General features: G+C 61.2%; 24 protein-coding genes, 1 tRNA gene and 1 pseudogene. 19 read left to right on the forward strand and 7 right to left on the reverse strand.

The features are described 5' to 3' along the window. The 14 genes from KBB36_RS16275 to KBB36_RS16340 all read left to right on the forward strand — a co-directional run. Positions 1 to 1,013, forward strand: a 1,013-nt coding sequence (locus tag KBB36_RS16275; RefSeq protein ID WP_290983225.1) for an MATE family efflux transporter, incomplete at its 5' end; no start/stop codon positions are given. Continuing rightward, the gene (locus KBB36_RS16280; protein WP_290983227.1) at positions 1,010 to 1,780 is read left to right on the forward strand and encodes a TlyA family RNA methyltransferase; all 771 of its coding nucleotides are present in this window, start codon (positions 1,010 to 1,012) and stop codon (positions 1,778 to 1,780) included. The genes KBB36_RS16275 and KBB36_RS16280, both read left to right, overlap by 4 nt. Continuing rightward, complete coding sequence (locus KBB36_RS16285; RefSeq protein ID WP_290983229.1) at positions 1,773 to 3,146, forward strand: methyltransferase; 1,374 nt, start codon at positions 1,773 to 1,775, stop codon at positions 3,144 to 3,146. Before KBB36_RS16280 ends, KBB36_RS16285 begins: the two co-directional genes overlap by 8 nt. 75 nt (positions 3,147 to 3,221) lie before the next feature. Continuing rightward, positions 3,222 to 3,295 (forward strand) — tRNA-Gln (locus KBB36_RS16290). A gap of 439 nt (positions 3,296 to 3,734) precedes the next feature. Beyond that, complete coding sequence (locus KBB36_RS16295; protein ID WP_290983232.1) at positions 3,735 to 4,490, forward strand: GntR family transcriptional regulator; 756 nt, start codon at positions 3,735 to 3,737, stop codon at positions 4,488 to 4,490. Continuing rightward, positions 4,490 to 5,566, forward strand: coding sequence for an extracellular solute-binding protein (locus tag KBB36_RS16300; protein WP_290983235.1), 1,077 nt, complete (start codon positions 4,490 to 4,492; stop codon positions 5,564 to 5,566). Before KBB36_RS16295 ends, KBB36_RS16300 begins: the two co-directional genes overlap by 1 nt. A gap of 40 nt (positions 5,567 to 5,606) precedes the next feature. Continuing rightward, positions 5,607 to 6,503 (forward strand): ABC transporter permease, encoded by an 897-nt coding sequence (locus KBB36_RS16305; RefSeq protein WP_290983238.1) that lies wholly within the window; start codon positions 5,607 to 5,609, stop codon positions 6,501 to 6,503. After that, positions 6,496 to 7,293 (forward strand): ABC transporter permease, encoded by a 798-nt coding sequence (locus KBB36_RS16310; protein WP_290983241.1) that lies wholly within the window; start codon positions 6,496 to 6,498, stop codon positions 7,291 to 7,293. Before KBB36_RS16305 ends, KBB36_RS16310 begins: the two co-directional genes overlap by 8 nt. An 8-nt stretch (positions 7,294 to 7,301) precedes the next feature. After that, a complete protein-coding gene (locus KBB36_RS16315) occupies positions 7,302 to 8,375 on the forward strand; it encodes an ABC transporter ATP-binding protein (protein WP_290983244.1) in 1,074 nt (357 codons plus the stop codon). A 27-nt stretch (positions 8,376 to 8,402) separates the two neighbouring features. Beyond that, positions 8,403 to 8,720, forward strand: coding sequence for an SH3-like domain-containing protein (locus KBB36_RS16320; protein WP_290983247.1), 318 nt, complete (start codon positions 8,403 to 8,405; stop codon positions 8,718 to 8,720). Further along, positions 8,717 to 9,043, forward strand: coding sequence for an SH3-like domain-containing protein (locus KBB36_RS16325; RefSeq protein ID WP_290983250.1), 327 nt, complete (start codon positions 8,717 to 8,719; stop codon positions 9,041 to 9,043). Before KBB36_RS16320 ends, KBB36_RS16325 begins: the two co-directional genes overlap by 4 nt. Then, positions 9,033 to 9,734 (forward strand): nitrile hydratase subunit alpha, encoded by a 702-nt coding sequence (locus tag KBB36_RS16330; RefSeq protein ID WP_290983252.1) that lies wholly within the window; start codon positions 9,033 to 9,035, stop codon positions 9,732 to 9,734. Before KBB36_RS16325 ends, KBB36_RS16330 begins: the two co-directional genes overlap by 11 nt. Positions 9,735 to 9,753: 19 nt before the next feature. Further along, positions 9,754 to 10,632, forward strand: coding sequence for an isocitrate lyase/PEP mutase family protein (locus KBB36_RS16335; protein ID WP_290983254.1), 879 nt, complete (start codon positions 9,754 to 9,756; stop codon positions 10,630 to 10,632). A 17-nt stretch (positions 10,633 to 10,649) separates the two neighbouring features. Further along, positions 10,650 to 11,288, forward strand: a complete 639-nt coding sequence (locus KBB36_RS16340; protein WP_290983256.1) for an isochorismatase family protein — start codon at positions 10,650 to 10,652, stop codon at positions 11,286 to 11,288. Here the strand turns inward: KBB36_RS16340 and KBB36_RS16345 are convergent. From KBB36_RS16345 to KBB36_RS16365, 5 genes are read right to left on the reverse strand one after another with little or no spacing between them, the layout of a single operon-like run. Further along, complete coding sequence (locus KBB36_RS16345) at positions 11,264 to 12,199, reverse strand: polysaccharide deacetylase family protein (protein ID WP_290983258.1); 936 nt, start codon at positions 12,197 to 12,199, stop codon at positions 11,264 to 11,266. The two genes, KBB36_RS16340 and KBB36_RS16345, sit on opposite strands and share 25 nt — an antisense overlap. A gap of 2 nt (positions 12,200 to 12,201) precedes the next feature. Next, a complete protein-coding gene (locus KBB36_RS16350) occupies positions 12,202 to 13,002 on the reverse strand; it encodes an ABC transporter permease (RefSeq protein ID WP_290983260.1) in 801 nt (266 codons plus the stop codon). A 16-nt stretch (positions 13,003 to 13,018) separates the two neighbouring features. Beyond that, positions 13,019 to 13,855, reverse strand: coding sequence for an ABC transporter permease (locus tag KBB36_RS16355; protein ID WP_290983263.1), 837 nt, complete (start codon positions 13,853 to 13,855; stop codon positions 13,019 to 13,021). After that, complete coding sequence (locus tag KBB36_RS16360) at positions 13,852 to 14,976, reverse strand: ABC transporter ATP-binding protein (RefSeq protein ID WP_290983265.1); 1,125 nt, start codon at positions 14,974 to 14,976, stop codon at positions 13,852 to 13,854. Before KBB36_RS16360 ends, KBB36_RS16355 begins: the two co-directional genes overlap by 4 nt. A gap of 7 nt (positions 14,977 to 14,983) precedes the next feature. Continuing rightward, positions 14,984 to 16,051 carry an extracellular solute-binding protein gene (locus tag KBB36_RS16365; RefSeq protein ID WP_290983267.1) on the reverse strand — a complete coding sequence of 356 codons (1,068 nt, stop codon included), beginning with the start codon at positions 16,049 to 16,051 and terminating at the stop codon, positions 14,984 to 14,986. Between the two features lie 221 nt (positions 16,052 to 16,272). Here KBB36_RS16365 and KBB36_RS16370 point away from each other — a divergent pair, with 221 nt between their 5' ends. The 5 genes from KBB36_RS16370 (at position 16,273) to KBB36_RS16385 (ending at position 20,059) form a co-directional block, all read left to right on the forward strand. Then, positions 16,273 to 16,992 carry a GntR family transcriptional regulator gene (locus tag KBB36_RS16370; protein WP_290983270.1) on the forward strand — a complete coding sequence of 240 codons (720 nt, stop codon included), beginning with the start codon at positions 16,273 to 16,275 and terminating at the stop codon, positions 16,990 to 16,992. A 233-nt stretch (positions 16,993 to 17,225) separates the two neighbouring features. Beyond that, positions 17,226 to 18,410, forward strand: coding sequence for a site-specific integrase (locus KBB36_RS16375; protein WP_290983273.1), 1,185 nt, complete (start codon positions 17,226 to 17,228; stop codon positions 18,408 to 18,410). A gap of 12 nt (positions 18,411 to 18,422) precedes the next feature. Beyond that, positions 18,423 to 19,037: a hypothetical protein gene (locus tag KBB36_RS16380; RefSeq protein ID WP_290983276.1), complete on the forward strand. Its 615-nt coding sequence runs from the start codon at positions 18,423 to 18,425 to the stop codon at positions 19,035 to 19,037. A gap of 130 nt (positions 19,038 to 19,167) precedes the next feature. Next, positions 19,168 to 19,347 (forward strand): helix-turn-helix domain-containing protein, encoded by a 180-nt coding sequence (locus KBB36_RS21035; protein WP_366933219.1) that lies wholly within the window; start codon positions 19,168 to 19,170, stop codon positions 19,345 to 19,347. A 364-nt stretch (positions 19,348 to 19,711) separates the two neighbouring features. Further along, positions 19,712 to 20,059 (forward strand): hypothetical protein, encoded by a 348-nt coding sequence (locus KBB36_RS16385; RefSeq protein WP_290983279.1) that lies wholly within the window; start codon positions 19,712 to 19,714, stop codon positions 20,057 to 20,059. A 296-nt stretch (positions 20,060 to 20,355) separates the two neighbouring features. Here KBB36_RS16385 and KBB36_RS16390 read toward each other — a convergent pair whose 3' ends face one another. Next, positions 20,356 to 23,568, reverse strand: coding sequence for an error-prone DNA polymerase (locus tag KBB36_RS16390; RefSeq protein WP_290983281.1), 3,213 nt, complete (start codon positions 23,566 to 23,568; stop codon positions 20,356 to 20,358). Further along, positions 23,565 to 24,409, reverse strand: a pseudogene (locus KBB36_RS16395) (DNA polymerase Y family protein); the annotation flags it as partial. The pseudogene KBB36_RS16395 and the gene KBB36_RS16390, both read right to left, overlap by 4 nt.

Consider the following 24,409-nt stretch of genomic DNA (forward strand, 5'->3'; position numbering starts at 1 on the left):
CGTTGCTGCTGCTGGCCGGCCAGCAGCCGGCCCTGGCGGCCGAGGCAGCGCCATTTCTGCAAGCGCTGAGTTTCAGTTTCCTGCCCAGCCTGTGGTTCATGGTGCTGCGCCATTTCACGGCCGCTCTGGAACGGCCGCGCCCGGCGATGCTGCTCACCTTTTTGGCCGTTGCGCTGAACCTGCTGGTGAATTACGCCCTGGTTTATGGTCGGTTGGGGCTGCCTGAATTGGGCGCGGTGGGTGCTGGCATCGGCTCGTCGCTGGTCAATCTGGCCACCCTGCTGGCTTTGGGCGCCATCCTGGCGCGCGATCCGGGCTTCGCCGCCTATCGCCTCAGCCGGGGTTGGTGGCGTTCATCCTGGCCGCGCCTGCGCGCCTATCTGCGTATCGGCCTGCCGATTGCGCTGACCTTGGGCGCCGAGATCGGCCTGTTTTCCGCCGCCGCCATGCTGATGGGCCGGCTTGGCGCTACCGAAATCGCCGCGCATCAACTGGCGCTGCAATGGGCCGCCATCGCCTTCATGGTGCCGATGGGGATTTCCCAGGCCGCCACGGTGCGCGTGGGCCTGGCGATTGGCGCCCGCGATGTGGCGGCCGCGCGCCGCGCCGGCTGGGTGGCCCTGGCTTTGGGTGTTGGCTTCATGGCCAGCACCGGGCTGTTATTCTGGAATGCCGCGCCCTGGCTGATCGGCCTGTTTCTGCCTGAACCGGCAAGTCCGGTATTTGCCCTGGCGGTGGCTTACCTGAGCTGGGCGGCGCTGTTTGCCATGGCCGATGGCGCCCAGGCGGTGGCCAATGGCGCATTGCGCGGCCTGAAGGACACCGCCATGCCGATGCTGCTGGCCTGTATCGGCTATTGGCTGGTGGGCCTGCCGGTGGCCGTGTGGCTTGGCCTGTATAGCGAGCTGCGCGGCATTGGCGTGTGGGTTGGCCTCAGCGCCAGCCTGATCGTGGCTGCGTTGCTGCTGGTCTGGCGTTTCCAGCGGCTGACCACCAGGTTGTTGCGGCCATGAGCAAACCCGGCAAAACCCGATTGGATCAGGCTTTGGTGGAGCGCGGCCTGGCCGAAAGCCGCGCCAAGGCCCAGGCTGCGATTATGGCCGGGCTGGTTTTCAGCGGCGAAAAGCGGCTGGATAAGCCGGGCATCAGCGTGGCTGCCGATTTGCCGTTGGAATTGCGCGGCAAGCCGCATCCCTGGGTCAGCCGCGGCGGCATCAAGCTGAAACATGCGCTGGATTTTTTTGCGCTTGATCCGGCCGGGCGGGTTTGCCTGGATGTGGGCGCTTCCACCGGCGGCTTCACCGATGTGCTGTTGCAGCATGGCGCGGCCAAAGTCTATGCCGTGGATGTGGGCGAGGGCCAGCTGGATTGGCGCCTGCGCAACGATGCCCGCGTGGCGGTGCTGGAAAAGACCAATGCGCGCCATCTTTCGGCTGAAAGTGTGCCCGAGCCGATTGGCGCCGTGGTGTGTGATGCCAGCTTTATCGGGCTTGAAACCGTGTTGCCGGCGCCGCTGGCGCTGGCGGCGCCGGGGGCTTTTGCCGTGGCGCTGATCAAGCCGCAATTCGAAGTGGGACGCGCCCGGGTTGGCAAGGGCGGCGTGGTGCGCGATGCGGCCTTGCATGAGGAAGTTTGCGACCGTATCTCCGCCTGGTGGCGCAGCCTGCCGGGCTGGCATGTGCTGGGGCTGGAGCCAAGCCCGATCCTGGGGCCGGAAGGCAACCGCGAATTCCTGATCGCCGCGCGCAAGGTCGATCTGATTGGAGATGATGATGCGTGATGTGCGGGGCGTGATCGGGCGGCTGGGCGGGCAGGGCCATGGTGTGCTTGATCTGCCGGATGGCCAGCGCGCCTATGTGCCGTTTGCGCTGCCGGGCGAGCAGGTGGCGGCGCGCCTTGCCAGCACAAAGGCGGCGGGCAATGCCAAGGCAGCTGATGGCGTGGCGGCGCAATTGCTGGAAATCGAAACCGCGTCGCCCGAGCGCATTGAGCCGCCTTGCCCGCATTTTCATGCCTGTGGCGGCTGCAATCTGCAGCATTGGCAGGCGGCACCCTATCAGGCCTGGAAACGCAACAAGCTGGTGGCGGCCTTGCAGCGCCGTGACTGGAGCCCGGCCGAGGCAGAAGAGATTGTGGCGCCGTTGCTCAGCGTGCCGCCGGCCAGCCGGCGCCGCGCCGAATTTGTTGCCCGCCGCATCGGCAAGCGCGTGGTGATCGGCTTCAACGAAGCGGAAAGCCGCCGCGTGGTTGACCTTGCTGCCTGCGCCGTGTCGCGCCCGGCCTTGCTGGCGCCGCTGCCGCGACTGCGTGAAGCCTTGCTGGCCTTGCTGCCGGAAGGCCGCAGCCTGGATATCAAACTCACCGATTGTGAAGGCGGGCTGGATGCGCTGTTTACCGGCGCGCTTTATGGTGACCCGGTTTCTGGTGGAGGGGCTGGCCGGCCCGGGCTGGAGGCCGGGGCGCGGCAGGATCTGGCGCAACTGGCGCATGAACTCGGCATTGCCCGGCTCTGCTGGCGCCAAACACCGGATGCCGCGCCTGAAATCCTGGCCCAGGAACGCCCGCCCGTGGTGCGTTTTGGCGCCGTGGCGGTAACGCTGCCGCCGGGCGGTTTCCTGCAAGCCACGGCAGAGGCCGAGGCGCTGATGGCGACGCAGATGTTTGCCGCCCTGCCGCAAACCGGCAGCGGCGGCTTGCGCATTGCGGATCTGTTTGCCGGCTGCGGCGCCTTTGCCCTGCGACTGGCGGCTTTGGGGCATCAGGTGCTGGCCTGCGATGCCGATAGGCCGGCGATTGCAGCACTGACGGCAGCGGCCAACGCGCAGCAACTGGCCAGCCGGATCAAGGCCGAGGCGCGCGATCTGGAGCGCCGCCCGCTCCAGGCGGCCGAACTCAAGAAGCTGGATGCTGTGTTGCTTGATCCGCCACGCGCCGGCGCCCGCGCCCAGGCGGCCGCGCTGGCCGATGCCCTGCGCCAGAAGGCGGCGCCGCCCCTGCTGCTGATGGCCGCCTGCGATCCAAACAGCTTCGCCCGCGATGCGCGGCTGCTGGTGGCGGCCGGCTACCGGCTGGAACAAGCCACGCCAATTGACCAGTTCCTGTGGACCCCGCATCTGGAATTGACGGCTGTGTTCCGCCGCGCCTGAGCCGAAGCGTGCGAGGCAGCGGCAAGAGGGTTGCAAGCCCGCCCCGAACCGGCTATATCCCCGCCCGATCCCTGCTGGGGGATCGTCTAACGGTAGGACCCCAGACTCTGACTCTGGTTGTCTAGGTTCGAATCCTAGTCCCCCAGCCAAAATCCCATATATTTCAGATCATTAGCACTCTCCGGCATAGTGGCGGGGCTTCGATCCTTCTTTTCCTGTTGCCGGCAAAAAAGATATGTGGGTTGTAGCAGGCCTCGGCCTGCGAGAACGGCTCTCCGGCCTGCTTCATTTAGCTATGCCTTGGCCTTTTTTGCGGTGCTGTTCTTTTGCCAGCCAGATCATTGCGCTGATTCTAGCTATAAAAGTTACATACTAGAATACTTGAACAAGCATAAGTATAAGCATTAATCACACTTGTATACGGTATAATTATTCCAAAACTCTTTTTATCAAAATTCTGTACTTATATAATATTTTTACGGTATATATAGCAATTATATTGCTTATATTGTTTGCAATGAATACATTTTTTTGACAACGCCGCCGCGCCCTGCGGAAATGTATACGAACAGGGCTTCGCAGGCGGCTATGAAAAACCAGCTCAGCGACAAGGTTTATGATCAGTTGCGGCGCCAGATTGTCTCTGGCGCCATCGCCATGGGCGAGCGGCTGCGCGAGACGCATCTGGCCATGCGGCTGCATGTGTCGCGCACGCCGATCCGCGAGGCGCTCCAGCAATTGCTCGCCGAGGGCATGGTTGAGGCCGATGCGCAGGGTTTCCGCGCCACGGTCTACAGCCCGGCCCGCGTGGCGGAGATTTATGGCTGCCGGGCGATCCTGGAGAGTGAATCGGCGCGCCTGGTGGCGCTGGCCGGGCTTTCAAGCGAGGCGCAGTTGCAGCTTGAGCAGGCGGTGGGCATCTGCGACCGGCTGCTGGCCGATGCCCGCGCGCATGATCGGGTTTCCGATGCCGAGGTGCGGCGCGCCTTCCTGGAGCAGAACAATATCTTTCATGCCGTGCTGCATGATGCCTGCCCCAATCGCATGCTGCGCGAGCTGATCCATCAGGTGGGCGAAATCCCGGCCTCGATCCGCAACTATTTCCGCTTCAGCGATGATCAGCTGTTTGAAAGCCATACCGCGCATCGTCGCATCCTGCGCGCCGTGATCGCGCGCGATGGCGAACGGGCCGCTGCCCAGATGCGCGAACATATCTGGGCGGCGCGCGACCGCATGGACCCGGCGGCCTTCAGCCAGTTCAACACAACACATCGCGGCGAAACCCAGGCCGCCGCGCGCAACAGCTTTTCCGCAAGCAACATGCAACTGACAGGGGATATGTAATGAGCCAAGCCACACGCCACAGCAAAAAGGGCCTCAGCCGCCGTCGCTTCATGGGCAATGCCGCAGCCGGCGCCGTCGCCATCGGCATGCCCTGGGTCACCACCAAGGCGCGTGCGGCCGGTCAGCTCACCGTTGTGCTGAACCAGGGTCTGCTTGCCAAATTGTGGATCGATCATCTCAATCCGCTGTTTGAAAAGGAAACCGGCGCCAAGCTGAATGTGCAGCAATCGGTCACCTCCAACATGCTGGCGATGCTGAAGACACAGAAGGATAATCCGCCGGATCTGATGCAGTTTTCCGAGGCCGGCGTGTTTCTGGCCCGCGATGAAGGCCTGCTGCGCCAGCACAAGGCGGCGAATATCCCGAACTGGAAATTCCTGCGCAAGGAATTCAACATGGCCGATGATTACTCGGCCGGCATGATCGATGCGATGCACACGATCTTCTACAACACCAATGCCGTGAAGGAAGCGCCGACTTCCTGGGCCGATCTGTGGAATCCGGCCAACAAGAACCGCATCGCGATTCCGCCGGTCACCTGGAATAACGGCTTGCGCATGATCGTGTCGGCGGCGGAAATCGCCACCGGCATGCCGCTGGCCAAGGCACAATATGAATATGCCGCCGGCATCAAGCATCTGGCCAAGCTGAAGCAGAATGGCGTTGTGATCTATAACGACGCACCGCAGGCGCTGCAAATGATGCAGAGCGGCCAGGTGCCGCTGGTGCCGTTTTATGTTGCCTTCGCTGCCCAGTTGGTGGCGCAGGGCGCGCCGATCTATCCGGCAGCCAATCTGAAGGAAGGCAAGCATGGCGAGATCGTTGGCATGAACATGCCGGTGAATGCCAAGAATGTGGAACTGGCCGAGGCATATGTGAATCTCAGCCTGACCAAGGATTTCCAATCCAAGATCGATTCGGTGCTCCGCGCCCGTTGTGGCCATACCGAGGTGCCGATCTCGCCCGATACTGCCAAGCTGATCGGCACGCCGGAAAACACCACCTATGCCGATTGGGCCTTCCTGTCGAAGAACCGCGCCAAGATCACCGAGATGTGGAACGAGGCTTTCGGCTGAGCAGCAACACATCACAAAGCACTAAGCGGGGATTGCGGGCATGAGCCACGCCATAACCACAGGAATGGGCAATGCCGGCGTCAATTGGCGCCGGCATCTGCCAGGCCTGCTCATGCTGGCGCCGTTGCTGGTTTTCCTGCTCGCCTTCTATCTGGTGCCTTTCGCCTACATGCTGGGCGAAAGCTTCACCTATTGGAGCGGCGACGAGAAAACCGGCGCGGGCCCCACGCTGCTGCAATATTTCAAAACCTTCGAGAGTGCGCGGGTCAGCCGCGCGCTGGTGCGCACCTTCCGCATCGCCCTGATCACCATGGCGATTACACTGCTGATTTCCTATCCGATTGCGTTGCTGCTGCTGCGGGTCGGGCGCGGCCTGCGCACGGCGATCTTGCTGATCACTTTTGTTTCGCTGGCTTCCAGCCTGATCATCCGCAATTACGGCTGGGTGGTGGTGCTGGCCGATGGCGGCGCGGTGAACAGCCTGCTGCTGGCGCTGGGGCTGATCGAAAGCCCGATCCGGCTGATGTATTCCGAACTCGCCATCACGCTCGGGCTGGTGCATTACGCCATGCCATTCATGATCCTGCCGATCTATGGCACCTTGCTGCGGCTGCCGCCCTCTTTACGCGAAGCCTCGCTATCGCTTGGCGGCGGCGAATGGCGCAGCTTTCTGCGCATCACCCTGCCACTCAGCCTGCCCGGCGTGTTCGGCGGCACCATGCTCACCTTCGCGGTCAGCATGAGCGCCTTTGTCACGCCGCTGATGCTGGGTTCGCCGCGCAGTGCCATGATCTCGCAGGTCGCCGCAGAGCAATTGCTGGTGCAGCTCAATTTCGCCTGGGGCTCGGCCATTATCGTGGTGCTGACCCTGCTCACCTTCCTGCTGGTGGCGGCCTATGCCATGCTGCTGCGCAAAGTGTTCCGCGCCGATGTCTGATCGCAACTCCTTCCAGATCATCACCTCGGCGCTGGCCTGGATCGCCCTGGCCTTCCTGGTCTTTCCCGTGCTGCTCACCGCCGTGGTGTCGTTCAACGCCTCGTTCTTCATCGAATTCCCGCCCAAGGCGCTGGCGCTGAAATGGTATGCCAATATCGGCAATATTCACCGCATCCTGGATGCCACCCTGATCAGCGCCGGGATTGCGCTGGCCAGCGCCATAATCGCCACCATCCTGGCGATTGGCGGCAGCCTGGCGCTGGCGCGTTCCGGCCTGCCGGGCCGCGCCGCCATCACGGCATTCCTGCTCTCGCCGGTCACGGTGCCGATGGTGGCGATTGGCATTGCACTGGTGCAGTTCTTCATCATGATCGGTACGGCCTTCACCTGGTACAGCCTGATGATCGGCCATATCGTGCTGGTGGTGGCTTATCCGGTGCGCACGTTGCTGGCATCGCTGGCCTTGACCAATCCGGCGCTGGAAGAAGCCGCCGCTTCGCTTGGCGCCAGCCGCGGGACCGTGTTCCGCACCATCACGCTGCCACAGCTTAAGCCCGGCCTGGTCAGCGGCTTCCTGTTCGCCCTGCTGATCAGTTTCGACAATTACCCGATCAGCGTGTTTCTGGTGCGTGGCGGCATCACCACCATGCCGATTGAAATCTTCAACTACATCACACAGAACCTTGATCCGACGCCGGCGGCTTTCTCCACGCTCTATATCCTGGTGATCAGCGCCATCATCGCGCTGGCCGAGCGGCGCTATCGTATCATCTCGCATTCGATCCCATGAGGAGCGACATGGCTGGCCTTGAACTGCAAAATGTGCGCGTCTGGTTTGGCGGGCAGGAAATTCTCAAGGGCGTTGATCTCAGCGTGGCCGAAGGTGAATGCCTTGCATTGCTCGGGCCTTCGGGCTGCGGCAAGACCACTACTTTGCGGGTGATTGCCGGCTTCACCCAGCCGCAGCAGGGCAGTGTGCAGATTGCCGGCCAGGCCATGCATGGCACGCCGCCCTACAAGCGCAATGTTGGCCTGGTATTTCAGGATTATGCCCTGTTTCCGCATATGACCATTGCCGAGAATGTGGCTTATGGCTTGCAGATGCGCCGGCTGCCGAAGCCGGAGATAACCAAGCGGGTGGCCGACGCGCTGGCGATGGTGCAATTGGGGCATGTCGGCGAGCGTTTTCCGGCCAATCTTTCCGGTGGTCAGCGCCAGCGTGTTGCATTGGCGCGCGCCCTGGTTATTCAGCCGGATATCCTGTTGCTGGATGAACCGCTGGGCGCGCTGGATCGCAAGCTGCGCGATCAGATGCAGGTGGAACTGAAGCAGTTGCAGCGCCGGCTTGGCATAACCACAATCATTGTGACGCATGATCAGGAAGAAGCGCTGTCGCTGGCTGATCGTGTGGCGGTTATGTTCAATGGCAGTATCCGCGAAATCGGTGCGCCGGCTCAGCTTTATGAAACACCCGGCTCGCGTGAGGTGATGGAATTCCTTGGCAGCTCCAACATTCTGCCGGGCAGAATCACAGCGCGTGATGGCCGGGGCGGTCAGGTGGAACTGGCGGCCGGCATCAGGCTGCACCTGCCCCTGCCGCTGCCTGCCGGCGGCGATGCCATCATCCTGGGTATCCGCCCGGAGCATGTCGAATTGGCGCCGCACAGCCAGGCCGATGGTGCGCTGGCGGCTGAACTGGTGGAATGCGTTTACAAAGGCAGCCTGGTGGAAGTGCATACGCGGCTAAAGGATGGCGGCGCTTTCCAGATCAATGCCTCGGCGGCCCAGGTGGCACAGCTTCAGCTTGGCCAGCGCGGTGCCATGATCGGCATCCGGCTGCCGGCGCAGCATATTCAGGTATTCGCCGCTTAAGCGGCGAACAAGCGGGAGGAGAAGGGCATGGAAAGACGGGTGAATGATGTAGGCGGCCAGGTGGATGGCGCGCTGCATCTTGATGAACATGCCGTGACGCTGCATGAAAAACGCATTGATGCCTTGGTGATGCTGCTTACCAGCCCCAAGGTGGATGCGTTCAAGGTGGATGCGCTGCGCCGCGCCATTGAGCAGAACACCATCGAGGATTACCGCAAGTTCGGTTATTACGACAAATGGATCCGCGCCATCCGCGACTTGCTGGTGGAGCAGAATATCCTGACCCATGACGAGATCGAAACGCGCATTGCCGCCATCCGGGCGCGGCAGCGGAGCGCGGCATGAGCGCGGTGCCAGCAAAGCCGGGCCAGGCATTGCCGGTCGGCACCCGTGTACAGGTGCGGCGGCAGCCGCCTGAAGCGCATTGCCGTACGCCATGTTATCTGCGCGGCCGGCCGGGCGAAATATCCGAAGTGGTTGGTTTCTACCGCGATCCGTCGCTGCTTGCCTTCCACAAACCCGGGCTGCCGATGCGCCTTTTATATCGCGTGCGTTTTCGCCAGGCCGATCTCTGGCCGGAATATCAGGGCAATGCCCAGGATAGCCTTTATGCCGATCTATATGGCCATTGGCTGGAACCAATGACGGAGCAACACCATGGCGCATGATCACAGCCATCCGCATCACCATGACCACGGCCACGGCCACGACCACGACCATGACCATGACCATGACCATGAGCACGATCACGCGCCGATCACCAGCGAGGATCACGCTGATCGGTATGAAGTGCTGCTCGAAACCGCCATCCGGGAATTGCTGGATGAAAAGGGTATATTGAGCGCCGAGGATATCCATCGCCAGATTGATGCGCAGGATAGCCGCACACCGGCCTTGGGCGCCCAGGTGGTGGCCAAGGCGTGGACCGATCCGGCCTTCAAACAGCGCCTGCTGGCGGCACCCCTGGCTGCAATCAACGAAACTTTTGGTCTCGGTATCCAGACCCCGCTGGAGTTGGTGGTGCTGGAGAATACGCCGGATTTGCATAACGTGGTGGTTTGCACGCTCTGCTCCTGCTATCCGCGCATGCTGCTGGGCATTCCGCCAGCCTGGTACAAATCCACTGAATATCGCTCGCGTGTGGTGGTGCAGCCGCGCCAGGTGCTGGCAGAATTCGGCACGCATCTGCCTGATACGGTGGAGGTACGGGTTTCCGACAGCACTGCCGATCTGCGTTATCTGGTGCTTCCTATGCGTCCGGCTGGCAGCGAAGGCATGAGCGAGGCCGAGCTTGCAGCGCTGGTAACGCGCGATGCGATGATTGGCACCGCGCTGCCCTTGCCCCCCGTTTCTCAGTAGTAACGATCAGGAGTATCCCGTGTCTCACCCGTATTCCCTGCGCCAACGGCTCAGCAGTGGCAAGCTGCTCAGCGCCCCGGGCGTATTCGACATGATTTCGGCCCGTGTTGCTGATGCAATGGGTTTTGATGCGCTCTACATGACCGGCTATGGCACCGTGGCCTCGCATCTGGGCTTGCCCGATGCCGGCCTGGCTACCTATAGCGATATGGTGGGCCGTGTCGGCCTGATTGCCGGCGGCACCAAGGCGCCGCTGATTGCCGATGGCGATACCGGTTATGGCGGCCTCTTGAACGTGCAGCATACCGTGCGTGGCTATGAGAAAGCCGGCGCTGCGGCGATTCAGCTCGAAGACCAGGAATTCCCGAAAAAATGCGGCCACACGCCAGGCCGCCGGGTGATCCCCTGCGCCGATATGGTGGCCAAGATCAAGGTGGCGGTGGAAAGCCGCGATAGCAGCGATTTCCTGATCGTGGCGCGCACCGATGCGCGCACCACCCTTGGCCTGGATGAAGCTTTGCGCCGGGCCGAAGCCTATGCCAAGGCCGGCGCTGATGTGCTGTTTGTGGAATCGCCGGAAAGCGAAGCCGAGATGGAGAAAATCTGCCGCAGCTTCGATCAGCCCTTGCTGGCCAATATTGTGGAAGGTGGCCGCACGCCGGTGCTTTCGGCGGCGCGGTTGCAGGAACTGGGCTATGCGCTGGCAATCTTTCCCGCTGCCGGTTTCCTGGCCGTGGGCGCGGCCCTGCGCCGCTGCTATGGCGCGATTCATGCCACCGGCTCCACAGCCGGGCAGGATATTGATTTCTACGACTTCATGGAATTTTCCAAGCTGATGGGTTTTGAACAGGTATGGCAATTTGAGCGCGAGCATGCCGCGCTGGAATCCAGCGTCTGATCGGGCAGGGGGCGAAGATGGAAACGGCACAGGATCTGGCCGAGAATTACAGCAAGGCATTTAATGGCCGGATCGGTTTTGGCCGCCGGCCGGTGCTGCTGTCGATTGATTTTGTGCTGGCCTACACCACGCCGGGGGCGGCTTTGTTTGCCCAGGGTGTGGTGGATGCCGTTGCCGCCTCGGTTCCGCTTTATGCTGCGGCGCGGGCGGCTGGCGTGCCACTGGTTTATACCCAGGTGATCTATGATGCCGAGGGCCGCAATGGTGGCGCCTTTGTCGCCAAGGTGCCTTTGCTCAAGAGCATGACCAGCGATAATCCGCTGACCCATATTGTGCCGGAATTGCCGCCCGCCGCAGCGGATACCATTCTGGTGAAACAGTATCCCAGCGCGTTTTTCGGCACCAATCTGGCGGCGATGCTGGTGTGGATGGGCGTGGATACGCTGATCCTCACCGGCTGCTCCACCAGCGGCTGCGTGCGCGCCACAGCGGTGGATGGCTGCTCACACGGCTTCCGCGTGATCGTGCCGGAGGAATGTGTTGGTGATCGCCACGCGGCGCCGCATCAGGCCAATCTGTTTGATATCCACTCCAAATATGGCGATGTGGTGAGCCGGCAGGAAGTGCTGGATTATTTTGCGGCGTTGAAGCCCTGATCCGGCTGCTGCGCCAGCCAGTGGCGCGCAATCTGTTCGCGGGTGGCGATCCAGGCTTTGCCCGAGCCGGCGATATGCGTCAGGATTGTCTCCAGCGCGCCGATGCGGCCAGGCCGGCCGATCATGCGCAGATGCAGGCCGATGGATAGCATGCGTGGCGCGCTGCTGCCCTCGCGCGCCAGCCAGTCATAGGCGTCGATGACATAGGCGGCAAAGGCGCCGCCGGTGCCGAAACGCTGGGTATTCTGGAATTGCATGTCATTGGTGTCGAAGGCATAAGGCAGCACCAGATGCCGCTTGCCGGCCACCGGCACAAAATAGGGCAGGTCGTCGTTATAGGCGTCGCTGTCGTAGAGAAAATTGCCGGCTTCCACCAGCAGTCGCCTTGTGTTGGGCGAGGATGCCGAGCGGGTGTGCCAGCCGCGCGGCGGCTGCCCGGTGGCAGCCTGGATCGCCTGCACGGTCTTGGCGATACGGGCGCGTTCCTCGGTCTCATCCAGATCGGCATGGCTTTCCCAGCGCCAGCCATGGGCGGAAACTTCATGCCCGCGCTGCACCGCATCCTGCGCCAGCAGCGGCGAACGCTGCACCGCCAGGCCGCAGGCGCTGACCGTGGTCTTGGCATCGTAGCGATCAAACAGGTCCATAACGCGCCACCAGGCGGCGCGGGTGCCATATTCAAAATGGCTTTCGATACAAGGATCGCGGCCCTCCAGCCGGTGCACCACCTCGTAGATCGCCTCGTTATGATCGTCGCCGCCCGATACAGTATATTCGGCGCCTTCCTCAAAATTGACCACAAAGGATACCGCCACGGCGCGATTGCCGGGCCAGCGGATTGCCGGCGGCTGGCCGCCATAGCCGATCAGGTCTCGCGGTGGGAAAATCTGGGTATTGCTCAAATCGGCCAAGCTCAGTCTCCGGTTCCGGCCATACGGTTGAGGCCAACAAATTTCTCACCCAGCAGCAACAGCAGCAGGGTGGCGGCCAGGATCAGGGTGGAAAGCGCGGCCAGGGTTGGATCGGGGGCTTCCTCGATATATTGCAGCAGCTTGATCGGCAGGGTTTTGGTGCGCGCATCGGTGAGGAAAATCGAGATCGGGTAATTGTCGAACGAGGCCAGGAAGGCGAAAAAGCCCGCGGTGAAAAATGCCGGGGCCAGCGCCGGCACCATCACCTTGGTGATGGCGGCGGGAAAGCTGCAACCCAGGCAGCGCGCCGCATCGATCAGGGTGAAATCAAAGCGTGACAGGCCGGCCAGCATGGTGCGCGCCACATAAGGCAGGGTGATGATCAGATGCGCCAGCAGCAGCGCCGGATGCGCGGCGGTGAGGCCGGCCATGCGGAAGAATTGCAGCAGCGCAATGCCGATCACCAGGCCGGGCAGCATCAGCGGCGAAACCAGCAAGGCGGTGAGCAGGTCGGCGCCGGGCAGGCGACCGCGCTGGATGCCGATGGCAGCCAGGGTGCCGAGCACCAGGGCCGCCAGAGTGGACAGCGCAGCGATTTCCAAGGTCAGCAGCAAAGCCGGCCAGAAGCCATCCAGCCGACCGATGCGGGCATACCAGCGCAGCGACAGATCGCCGCTGGGCAGATCAAAAACCGGTGTGGGCGAAAAGCTGGTGCCGACAATCACCAGCAAAGGCGCCAGCAGGAAGGCGGCCGCCAGCAGGATGCAGGCAATGCAGAAGCGGATGGCGATGCGGCCGATCATGGTTGTGCCTCCCGCTTCATGCGCGTGGCTTGCCCAGCTTGCCGCTGAGCAGCACCACGGCCAGGGCAATCGCCAGCAGTACCGCTCCGGCCGCGGCGCCGAAGGCCGGTTCGCGGGTGAGCAGGAAGGATTTGGCGATCAGGGTGGGCAGGGTCTGGTAGCGTTCGCCCATCAGCAGGGTAGGCACCACATAGGCGGAAACAGCGAGCGAGAATACCAGCGCGGTGCCGGCGATGATGCCGGGCAGGCTGAGCGGCAGCGTAACACGCAGGAAACACGATAGCGGCGGTGCACCGAGTGTGGCGGCGGCTTCGCCCAGGCGGCGGTCGATCTGCGCCACCACGGCATAAACCGACAGGATCATGAAGGGCAGGAAGATATTCACGGCGCCGACGATCAGCGCGGTTTCGGTGAAGATCAGTCGGATCGGCTCGTCGATGATATGTAGCGCCTGCAAGGTCTTGTTCACCACGCCGGTGGAGCGCAACAGCACGGTCCAGGCAAAGGCTTTGACAATCACGCCAATCGAAAGCGGCAGGAACAGCGTGAGCAGCAAGGCGCTGCGCAGGCCGCCGCGCAGATAGGTGAGGCCGAAGGCAGCGGGATAGCCGATCAGAAAGGCAAACAACGTGGTGAGGCCGGCGAATTTCAGCGAATTCCAGATGATGCCCAGGTAATAGCTATCGCCCAGCAGCTTGCCATAGGCGGCCAGGCTCAAACCCTGCGGCCCGGACAGGCTGACCGGCAGCAGCAAGGCCAGCGGCAGCACGAACAGGCCAGCCAGCGGCACCAGAGCCGGCAGCAGCAGGCCGAGGCTGGGCAGTTTTTCCGAGCGTGTCAGCCAGGCGATCATGCGGCTGGCGCCGGATCGGGATAGACAAAGGTTTGCGCCACCGGCCAATGCAGCGTGATGTTTTCGCCTTCCGCCGGCACGTTGCTGCCGCCGGCCAGTTGCGCCACCACGCGGGCGCCGTTGCCGGTATCGATATGCAGCATGCTATGCGCACCATGGAACACGATGGTTTCCAGGCGGCCCTGGATGGCATTGCTCTCGGCCGGCTGTGCCGGCGCACCGGGGCGCAGATATTCCGGCCGCACCGCCACCACCACCGCCGAGCCGGGGCTGAAATTTGCCGCAGCCAGTATCGGCCCGGCCGGGGTTTGCACAATCACGCGGCCGCGCTCCGGCACGCTGGCAACCTGGCCCTTGAGCTGGGTCGACTGGCCGATAAAGCCCATGGCAAACAGGCTGGCCGGCGCGGCATAGATGGTTTTCGGATCGGCATATTGTTCGATCCGCCCGCCATGCATCACGGCGATGCGATCCGACATGGTGAGCGCTTCATCCTGATCATGGGTGACAAAAATCGCCGTGGTGCCGATCTGGCGCAGCAGGCGGCGCAGTTCCACCTGCATTTCCTCGCGCAGATTGCGGTCCAGCGCGCTTAATGCCTCGTCAAACAGGATCACGCTGGGCTGCACGGCCAGGGCGCGGGCCAGGGCCACGCGCTGCTGCTGGCCGCCGGACAGGGCCGAAATCGGCCGTTCAGCCAGATGCGCCAGATGCACCAGCCCAAGATAGCGCAAGACGGTTTCCTTGATGGTATAAGCGGCCACACCCTGCTGGCGCAGGCCGAAGGCCACATTGCCGGCAACGCTGAGATGCGGAAACAGCGCGTAATTCTGAAACACCACGCCGACCTGCCGCTTATGCGGCGGCAGCCGGGTGACATCGCGGCCATCGATCAGGATCTGCCCGTTATCGGGCAGCGCCAGGCCGGCAATGGCGCGCAGCAGGGTGGTTTTGCCACAACCTGAAGGGCCAAGCAGCGTGACCAGTTCACCGGCCTTCACCGCAAGGTCCACCCGGTCGAGCACCATGGCCGGGCCGTAGCGTTTGGAGGCGCCCTGCACCAGCAATTCCGCCGCCTTGCCGCCTGTTGTGCCCTTGTTGGCCATGCCCTGGCTGCTCATGGCCGGCTCACAGCAATTCGCGGTTCCAGCGCTCGATCCAGCCGGCGCGGCCCTTGGCGAAATGTGCCCAATCCGGCGCAAACAACGTGGTGGCATCGGGGAAGCCGGCCGGCTTGGTGGCGGCGGGATTGACCGGCGCCACAAAAGCCTTGGCTGCCAGCACGCTTTGCACTTCCGGGCTGAGGAATGCTTCCAGCGCCGCATCGGCCAGTGCGCCGCCGGGCGCGTTCTTCACTTTGGCCAGGCCCGATGGCATGGCAAAGCCACCTTCCTTGGGGATCGCCAGATCAATCGGCGAGCCATCGGCCTTGCGGATCAGGGTGTAGGCCGAGAATTGCCCGGCGATCAGCGACGCCTCGCCCTGTTCCAGCAGGTTTATCGCCTGCGGTGCATTGGTGTAGATGGTGAGCAGGTTGGGCTTCAGGCTTTTCAGCTTGTTGAAGCCGGCTTCGATCTCGTATTGCGCTTCCTTGAACGGCTTGCCGGTTTCCAGATGCGCCGCCACCAGCAGGGTCCAGTAGCCTTCGGTGTTGTTCAGCGACGGCACGATGATGCGGCCCTTGTTGCCGGCATCCCATAGCGCAGCCCAGGAGCTGGGCGGGGTTTTCAGCCGGCTGCTGTTAAAGGCGATGCCGGCCCAGGGCTGCTGGTAATTCACCCACAGCGCATCGCGATGCACGGCGGCGGGATTGATCTTGCCGATGGCCGGCACGGCGCCGATGCCCATCTTCACGATCAGATCCTGCTCGGCAGCGGCGATCATCACCGGATCGTCCATCACCACCACCGACATTTTCGGCGCCGCCTTGTCGGCCTGCATCTTTTGCAGGTTGGTCAGCGAATTGGTGCCCTCATACAGAATCTTGGCGCCGATCTGCTTTTCCATCAGCGGAAAGATATCAGCGTTGAAATACTTGGCGGCGCCCGCCGGGCCGCCGATCACGATCTCCTTCGGCTGGGCGCGCAGCAGGCCGGGCGCAGCGGTGAAGCCCAGCGAAGCACCGCCCAGCGCCGCGCCACCGGCGGCCAGGCTGCGCTTCAGCATTGTCCTGCGGGAAATCTGCTTGGTTGTCATGCCCCTGGCCTTTCCTTGCCTTGCCCTGTTTCTGCTTGCGCCAGCCGGCGCCATGCACAATGCTACGCAAAGCTTGTGCCAAATGTGCACAATTTGTATAAGCAATTGCGAAACATGGCGTTTCACTTTTCGCAGGCTGTCGCCCGCGAAAATCCCCGGGCAATATTGTGCACAAAATATTCACGATTGTGCACATTTCTTGAGCGATGCAGGGCAGACACGTGAAACAGCGGCCGAAACCAGCAGCCGGGCAGCTCAGCATAAAAAAAACCGCGACGAGCATCGACGAGGCGATCTATGCCCGCATCGCCGATGCCATCCTGCATGGCCGGCTCAAGGCCGGCACCAAGCTGCCTGAGCAGCGGCTGGCGGCCTTGTTTGGCGTGTCGCGCGAGCGTATCCGCAAATTGCTGCATCACCTGGCCGCCGAGCGCCGGCTTGAAATCATCCCCAATCGCGGCTGTTTTGTGCCTCGGCCCAGTGTTGAGGATGTGCGCATGGTGTATGAGGCGCATCGGGTGTTTGAGGCCGGCATCATCGAGCAATTGCTGCGCGTGCTGAACGACACCATCCTGGCCGCGCTGGAGCAGCATCTCGCCGCCGAACGCGCCGCCGCCCAGCGTGGTGATCGCGCCGCCTCGGTGCGGCTGTCCGGCGCCTTCCACCTGCTGCTGGTGGATCAGCTCGGCAATGCCGAATTGTCGCGTTTCCTGCGTGAATTGCTCAGCCGCTCATCGCTGATGGTCTCGGTCTACGAACCGGCACAGGCCTCGCTCTGCGCCGTTGACGAACATGGCGCCATCGTCGCCGCGCTGCGCGCCCGCAACCTCGAAGCGGCATTGCGGCTCTCACGCGATCATTTCAGCCATATCGAAAACCGCCTCAACCTCGACCGCGACCAGGTGCAGGAACCGGACTTGGCCGCGATATTTGGCGGGTGAGGCTGATTGCTGGCTAACGATAGATTTATTTAGTCTTTGGCGGAGAGGGTGTCCGTTTTGGGGTGTGTTAAATCGTAGCTCATTGTAGTTTTTTGTATCATTAACTGATTGGTGCATCAGGTTGATTTTGAATTATCTGTATTGGCATGTCTCACGCTGTGTCGCATAATCTCAAAATCGAAGATGGTATGAAAGATGGGTAAATCGTCTTGGGAAAGCACCAGATTGGTCGGTTGAATGCGCTCGATGTTTCGCGTGCTAGAACGCCTGGCCGCTATCTCGATGGTCGCGGTCTTTACCTTCAGGTGAGTTCTGAAGGCGCTCGATCTTGGATTTTTCGTTATCGGCACGGCGGTCGCAAAACGCCGCGAGATATGGGCCTTGGCTCCCTGGATGTTGTTTCCCTGGCTTCTGCCCGGGCAAAAGCAGCCACCCTTCGGGCCCAATTGCTTGATGGTATTGATCCGATTGAGGCCAAGCGGGAAGCTATAGCTGCGGTGGCTGCTGAGAAGGCGAAGGCAGTTACCTTTAGGCAATGTGCTGAGCGTTATATTGGAGCGCATGCGCCTGGCTGGCGCAATGCCAAGCATGCTGACCAATGGCGGTCGACCCTGCACACTTATGCTTATCCGGTACTAGGTGCGCAGCCAATACAGACTATTGATATTGCACTAGTCATCAAAGTACTGGAGCCGATCTGGCTTTCGAAGACCGAGACGGCGTCCAGGTTACGAGGGCGGATCGAAGCCATTATTGATTGGGCCACGGCGCGCGGGTTTCGACAGGGTGACAACCCGGCTCGTTGGCGGGGCCGGCTAGAGAATCTCCTTCCGGCTCGGTCCCGTGTGCAGAGAGTAAAGCATCACCCTGCACTGCCGTATTCAAACATCTCAAGTTTCATGAAGGGGCTGCGTGAACAGCCCGGTTTGGCAGCGCAGGCTCTGGAACTGCTTATTCTTACAGCTACCAGAGTGAGCGAAGTTGTGGGGGCAAAATGGTCCGAGATCAACTTAGATTTGGCGGTGTGGACAATTCCGGCGGATCGCATAAAGGCTGGGCGTGAGCATAGAATTCCGTTGTCAAAACGCGGCGTTGCTCTCTTGAAGAAGCTAGCGAAAGACAGCACTGGCGACCATATCTTTCCTGGAGAAGGAAAGGGGGCGCCACATCTCAACCCAGCAGCCATTTCGGCATTGTTGAAGCGCATGAAGCGGATCGACATCACGGTGCATGGCTTTCGGAGCACTTTCCGTGATTGGGCGGCGGAGCAGACAAACTATCCACGCGAAGTGGCTGAGATGGCCCTTGCGCATGCAATTTCTGACAAGGTTGAGGCCGCCTATCGCCGAGGAGATTTGATGAGCAAGCGAAAGAACATGATGGAAGAATGGGCAGTTTATTGCGGCGCGAAGCGTTGAAGGGCGTGGTAGATGACTGAGTCTGAGGGACGCGGGAAAAGTACCCGAATTAGAGAGTATTCAATTCTGATTAAGCGAGAGAATCTGGTTGCGCTCATCAAGAGCCTTCAAGCGGCGAGTGTTTCAAAGCGAGCTGACCAGGGAAGCCCGGAGAGAATGGCCGCTTCAATGTCCGTCGGGGCTGTTCTCACTTTCCTTCACGATATTGGGTTTCAACCGGAAGAAATGCGCGCTCTTGTGCTGCTGAATGCGGCTCTTCAGGATCTGGAGAAAGGGAAGGTCGGTGCCATTTTTGAGCCAGTAAAAAGGCTTGGCGGCAGGCCACCCAATGAGCAGCTTCGTGACGATAGAGCAGTTCTCGCAGCTATTGCGATCGATTGGTATCGAGCGGCAGGCCTATCCACAAAGCAAGCTATTTCGCGGTTCTCAATGGCTGCCGCCAATACTACGCTTGGTCTTAATGGCCGACAGGCCGCCCGGCTTCGGAGTGATATCCGTGGGCATGTAAAAGGCGAGCAAATATTCAAACGTTTTGAAGATCTTCGAGACAAGCTTTTTAATCCTAACGAGGACCCTAGTGAACAAGCCGACGCACTTGTTAAGTCCTTGCTAGGTTGGACCATCTAGCCTCAGGCGAGTATTTCCCGAAACCTCCCCTGTTTTCTGTAAATGCGCTCATGCAGCCTTTGGGCGTCTCAGCGAATCGTTTGCTGTTTCCATTGGAGGCTTCTTGATCTCTATTCCAGAACCCTTGGCGTTGACCGTCAACCAAGCCGTTAAGCGGTCGGGCATCAGTCGGTCCACCCTTTATCGGGCTATGGCTTCCGGAGGTCTTGTTGCCCGCAAGTATGGGAAGCGAACACTGATCTTGACCCAGGATCTGGATAAGTGGCTGCACAACTTGCCATTGGCGCCTGTGCAGTTAGCTTCCAGTTAAGTCGAGGTCCGTGGCGGTTTCTGAGAAAGGTCGTCTGGCAGTGGGCGGCTAGGATGCGCTGGACGGTGCAAAACGGCAGCGGCGACATCTGAAATGGATACTGTGGGATTCAGTCAATCCAACCGCGGTCCGAAAGCCAGGAGCGGGACTGATGTCAGACTGGCATCTGGCAGATTAGTAGCTGGCAATCCAATCCGGGGCTAATGCCGAGATTGGAGCCTGATGCGAAGGGCCGGCTCCGCCGAGCAGAACCGCAGGGCTAGGAACGACCACTGCGTCTTCTTTGGGGCGCGGGGATAGGTCGTCCTATGCCCTCGCAAAAGACCTCACCACCAAGCAGAATCTTAGGATTAGGGGTGTAATTATGAAGCAACAGAATGGCACTTTTGCAACACGGCCCGCCTTTGCGCAAAAAATTGCTGACGATGGCGAATGCCCAAAATGCTTGTGGTGCGGTCATTCGTTTCAGCGCCGCAGCGGAGGTGGTTCGTACCAGGTATTCTGCACCGGCAAGCATCGTGCGGATTTCCACAAGGCGGCACGCGTGTGGGCCGTAAGTCAGTTCGTCTTGGGCAACCTATCCATCGAGACGCTGAAGGAGGTGCAGCCCAGCGTATATGCTGCTGGAGACGGTGATGAATTGGCCCGGACCATAGGATCCCACCTTGCCAAGGCAGAGTTGGTTGATTTTCTGCCGGACCCGACGGATTAGCCGCTCTCGTGCGCCTGCACGCGTGTATACGCGCACGCACGAGCCGCTACGATGCCTTTGGCCAAATGCAATCTATGGATCGGCTATGCAAGTTGCTTAAATGTATAATGGGAAACTGCAATTTGACATTAATTGATAGACCTCGTGTGGCCACAGCTGCAGTGAAATTGCATTGGATTCGCGTTGAAAAGTGGTGAGACCTGCAACAGGTGGTCTTGCGCGATATAGCCCAGGCCCGGTTTGCTGAACCTCGCTGTCTTGTCATTATCTTAGTTTTTGTATTCGGAAGATTGTCCTCACCTAAAATCCCGGCTCGGCGGCATGACCACCTGAATATCGCGTACGGGTTTTCGCACTTCATCGGCATGAGCGAGCGTTTCAGCAAAAACATCCTCGGCATTGGTACTGCTCAGTTCATTCAGCAGCGCTGTATAATCATCGAGCCTGTCGGCGATCAGGTGGATCACCAAGCCCTCGCGCTGAACCCTGCCGGTGACGCATATGAGCCTGGAAGCGAGAACAGCCCGGCGGTAGCGCTGGAACACCTTTGGCCAGATGATGATGTTGCCCACACCAGTTTCATCCTCGATGGTCGCAAAGATCACCCCGGAGGCGGTGCCTGGGCGTTGTCTCACCAGCACCAGGCCAGCCAGCTTGATCGGGCGGCTCTCGGGCAGGGTTGCCAGATCACGGGCCTGAACGATGCCTAGGGGTTTCAACTGCGGACGCAGTAAGGCCAGAGGATGCTGGCGCAGGGTCAAGCTGGTCTCCCGATAGTCTTGCACCACATGCTCACCAGCGGTCTGGCTGGGCAGGGTTACATCGGGTTCTTGCCCGGTCTCGACGGGCGGTAGATTGCTGCCTTCGACTGAGGCGGCATCGCCGAACTCGAACAAGGGAAGCGGTTTGTCGCCTAGCCCTTTGATCGCCCAATGGGCCTGCCTGCGGTTCAAGCCGATGGAGCCGAAGGCATCAGCGCGGGCGAGTAGCTCCAACACCGGAAGGGTAAGGGAAGCCCGCCGCCAGGTATCTCTGAGGCTGGGATAGCCATTGGCCCGATTGGCGATGAGGCGGGTCATATCGGCTTCTCTCGCGCCCTTGATCTGGCGGAAGCCCAGGCGCAGGGCCGTGGTGCGGGCGACAGGCTCTAGGGTGTTGTCCCAATCGCTGTGGTTCACATCGATGGGCCGCACCTCAACGCGGTGGTCACGGGCATCCCTGACCAGCTGGGCTGGGGCATAGAAGCCCATCGGTTGGCTGTTAAGCAGCGCCGCAGCAAAGACAGCCGGGTAATGGCATTTGAGCCAGGCCGAGACATAGACCAGCAGGGCGAAGCTTGCAGCATGACTTTCCGGGAAGCCGTATTCACCAAACCCCTCGATCTGGCGGAAGCAGTTCTCAGCAAACGCCTGTGCATAGCCATTGGCGACCATGCCGTCGATCAGCTTGCGCTGGAACAGGCCGATGGTGCCGACCTTGCGGAAGGTGGCCATAGCCCGGCGCAGCTGGTCGGCTTCGGACGGGGTGAAGCCGCCGGCCACAATAGCGATCTTCATGGCCTGCTCCTGGAACAGCGGCACGCCAAGGGTCTTGCCCAGCACCTGCTCCAACTCCTTGGAAGGGTAGCTGACCTGTTCTTCGCCATTCCGGCGCCGGAGATACGGGTGAACCATATCGCCCTGGATCGGCCCGGGGCGCACAATGGCAACCTCGATCACCAGATCGTAGAAGGTCTTAGGTCTCAGCCGTGGCAGCATGGTCATCTGTGCCCGGCTCTCGACCTGGAACACGCCAACGGAATCAGCCCGGCTCAGCATGTCGTAAACGGCCGGGTCATCCTGCGGCACAGTGGCAAGGGTAAAGGCCTGACCGTAATGCTGATCGATCAGGTTGAAGGCTTTGCGGATGGCGGTCAGCATCCCAAGAGCCAGAATGTCGATCTTGAGGATGCCCAGCGCGTCAATATCGTCCTTGTCCCACTGGATGATGGTGCGGTCTTCCATGGCCGCATTCTCAATCGGTACCAGATCGGCCAGCGGCCCCTGGGTGATGACAAAGCCGCCAACATGCTGGGAGAGGTGCCGGGGGAAGCCGATCAGCTCCCTGGCCAGTTCAATGGTGAGCCGCAGCCGTTCGGCATCAGGATCAAGGCCGGCATCGGCGATCTGACTTTCATCGATGCCGTCGCGGCCCCAGCCGAGCAGGGTTTTGGACATGCGGTCGATGGTATCCACCGAGAGACCCATGACCTTGCCAACCTCGCGCAAGGCGCTGCGGGGCTGGTAGTGAATGACGGTGGCGGTGAGCGCTGCCCGTTCCCGGCCAAACCGGGTGTAGATATATTGGATGACCTCTTCGCGGCGCTCATGCTCGAAATCAACGTCGATATCGGGCGGCTCGCGGCGTTCTTCGGAAATGAACCGCTCAAACAGCAGGTCCATTTTGGCAGGGTCAACTGACGTGATGCCTAGGCAATAGCAGGCAGTCGAGTTGGCAGCCGAGCCGCGCCCCTGGCAGAGAATGCCCTGGGAGCGGGCGTAGCGCACAATATCGTGGACGGTGAGAAAGTAGGGCGCGTAGCCAACCCGCTCGATCAAGCCAAGTTCATGGTGCAACTGCGCCTGTATCTTGGGCGGGATGCCGGCGGGGTAGCGATCAGCTGCCCCCTCCCAGGTCAGGCGCACCAGTTCATCCTGGGGCGAGCGGCTATTGCCCCTGGTCTCGTCTGGGTATTCGTAGCGCAGTTCGTCGAGCGAGAAGCGGCAGCGTTCGGCAATCTCGATGCTGCGGACAATGGCCTCGGGATAATCCTTGAACAGCTTTGCCATCTGGGCAGGAGACTTTAAGTGCCGTTCGGCGTTGGGCTGCAGCCTGCGTCCTGCGGCGTCAATCGTGCAGCCATGCCGGATACAGGTCAGAACGTCCTGTAGCACCTTACGCTCCGGGCGGTGGTAGAGGGCGTCATTGGTGGCGAGCGTCGCAACCTCATGCTGCTGCGCCAGGTTAGACAGCCGAGCCAGACGGCGCTTGTCGTCACTGCGATACAGGCGGCTCATGGCAAGAGAGAGGTTGTCGCCAATCAAGCTATGCAGCTGGGCCAACCTGGTCTCAAAAGCTTCGTCGGGCTGGCGCGGCGGGAGCAGGATGACTTGCTGCCCCTCGATCCGCTCCAGGAAGTCCGGCCAGTCAATCCAGCATTCCCCCTTGGGCGCCCGGCGCCTGCCCAGAGAAATCAGCTGCGACAGACGGCTATAGGCTTTGCGGTCGGTGGGCAGGCAAAGGGCGCTGGGACCATCGCGGAAGTCGAGCCTGGCGCCAACGATGATCTGGAGCGGCGTGTTGCGTGCCGCTACATGGGCTTGGACAACGCCCGCCAGCGTGTTGCGGTCGGTGATGGCGAGCGCCTTGAGGCCAAGGAAGTTGGCTTGGCTGACCAACTCGCCCGCATGGCTCGCGCCTTCAAGGAAGCTGAAATTGGTGGTGACCTGGAGCTCGGCATAATCGGTCATGGGAAGAACCCATGCACAAACCAGACTTCACCGGAGCGATAAAGCCAATAACGGCGACCCTGTTCATCCTCGATGCGGAAATAGTCGCGGTAGGTGACATCCATACCATTGCGCCACCATTCCGCACTCAGCCGTTCCGGACCGATGGCATGACGTATCGGGCGCAAGACCCGCCGCCAACGGAAGGCGCTGCCATCGCCTGCCATATCGGCAAGCTCGGGATGCGATAGGAGATGGATGGGACGTAGATCGTCGCTGACAGCTGAGGTGGTGCTTGTTCGGGCTAATGGCCTGGCACGGCCTACTGCTCTTTCGGGACAATGGTTATCCAACGGAATGGTGCGAAACACCGCATGGCGTCCGAGCCGCGCTTGCAGGCGGTCGATCAGCTGGGGGAAGCCATTGCTGTTGGTCTGGTCGTGAGCATCGAGGGCTGCTTGCCCGGCGCTGAGCGGGTCGGTTGCCGTTGCTTCCAGCAGGAAGGTCTCGATACCAAAGCCTGGTTCAATGGTTTCGAGCTTGTCGCGGAATAGCCTGAATAGATGCTTGGGGTTCCGGTTGGCCTTGGCCGTGCCGATGGTCAGGGTCTGCACTTCGCCGTCAACGCGGTAGCTGTGAAGCGTTAGCTGCCTTGCCCCTAGATGCTCCTGCTCCAGCAACTCACACAGCGCCTCCAGCAATTGCTGCAACAGGCCGTCGATGGCAGGACGGGTCAGGATGGGTTCGGCCAGATCGGCCCGGCTTCGCCAGGGAGCGGGAATAGCGCGCGGAGAGATTGGCTCATGGCGATCACCGAGCAGGGCGTCGAGCCTATTGAGCAGCAACAGGCCAAAGCGCCGTG

Source organism: Ferrovibrio sp., assembly GCF_017994015.1.
Classification (GTDB): domain Bacteria; phylum Pseudomonadota; class Alphaproteobacteria; order Ferrovibrionales; family Ferrovibrionaceae; genus Ferrovibrio.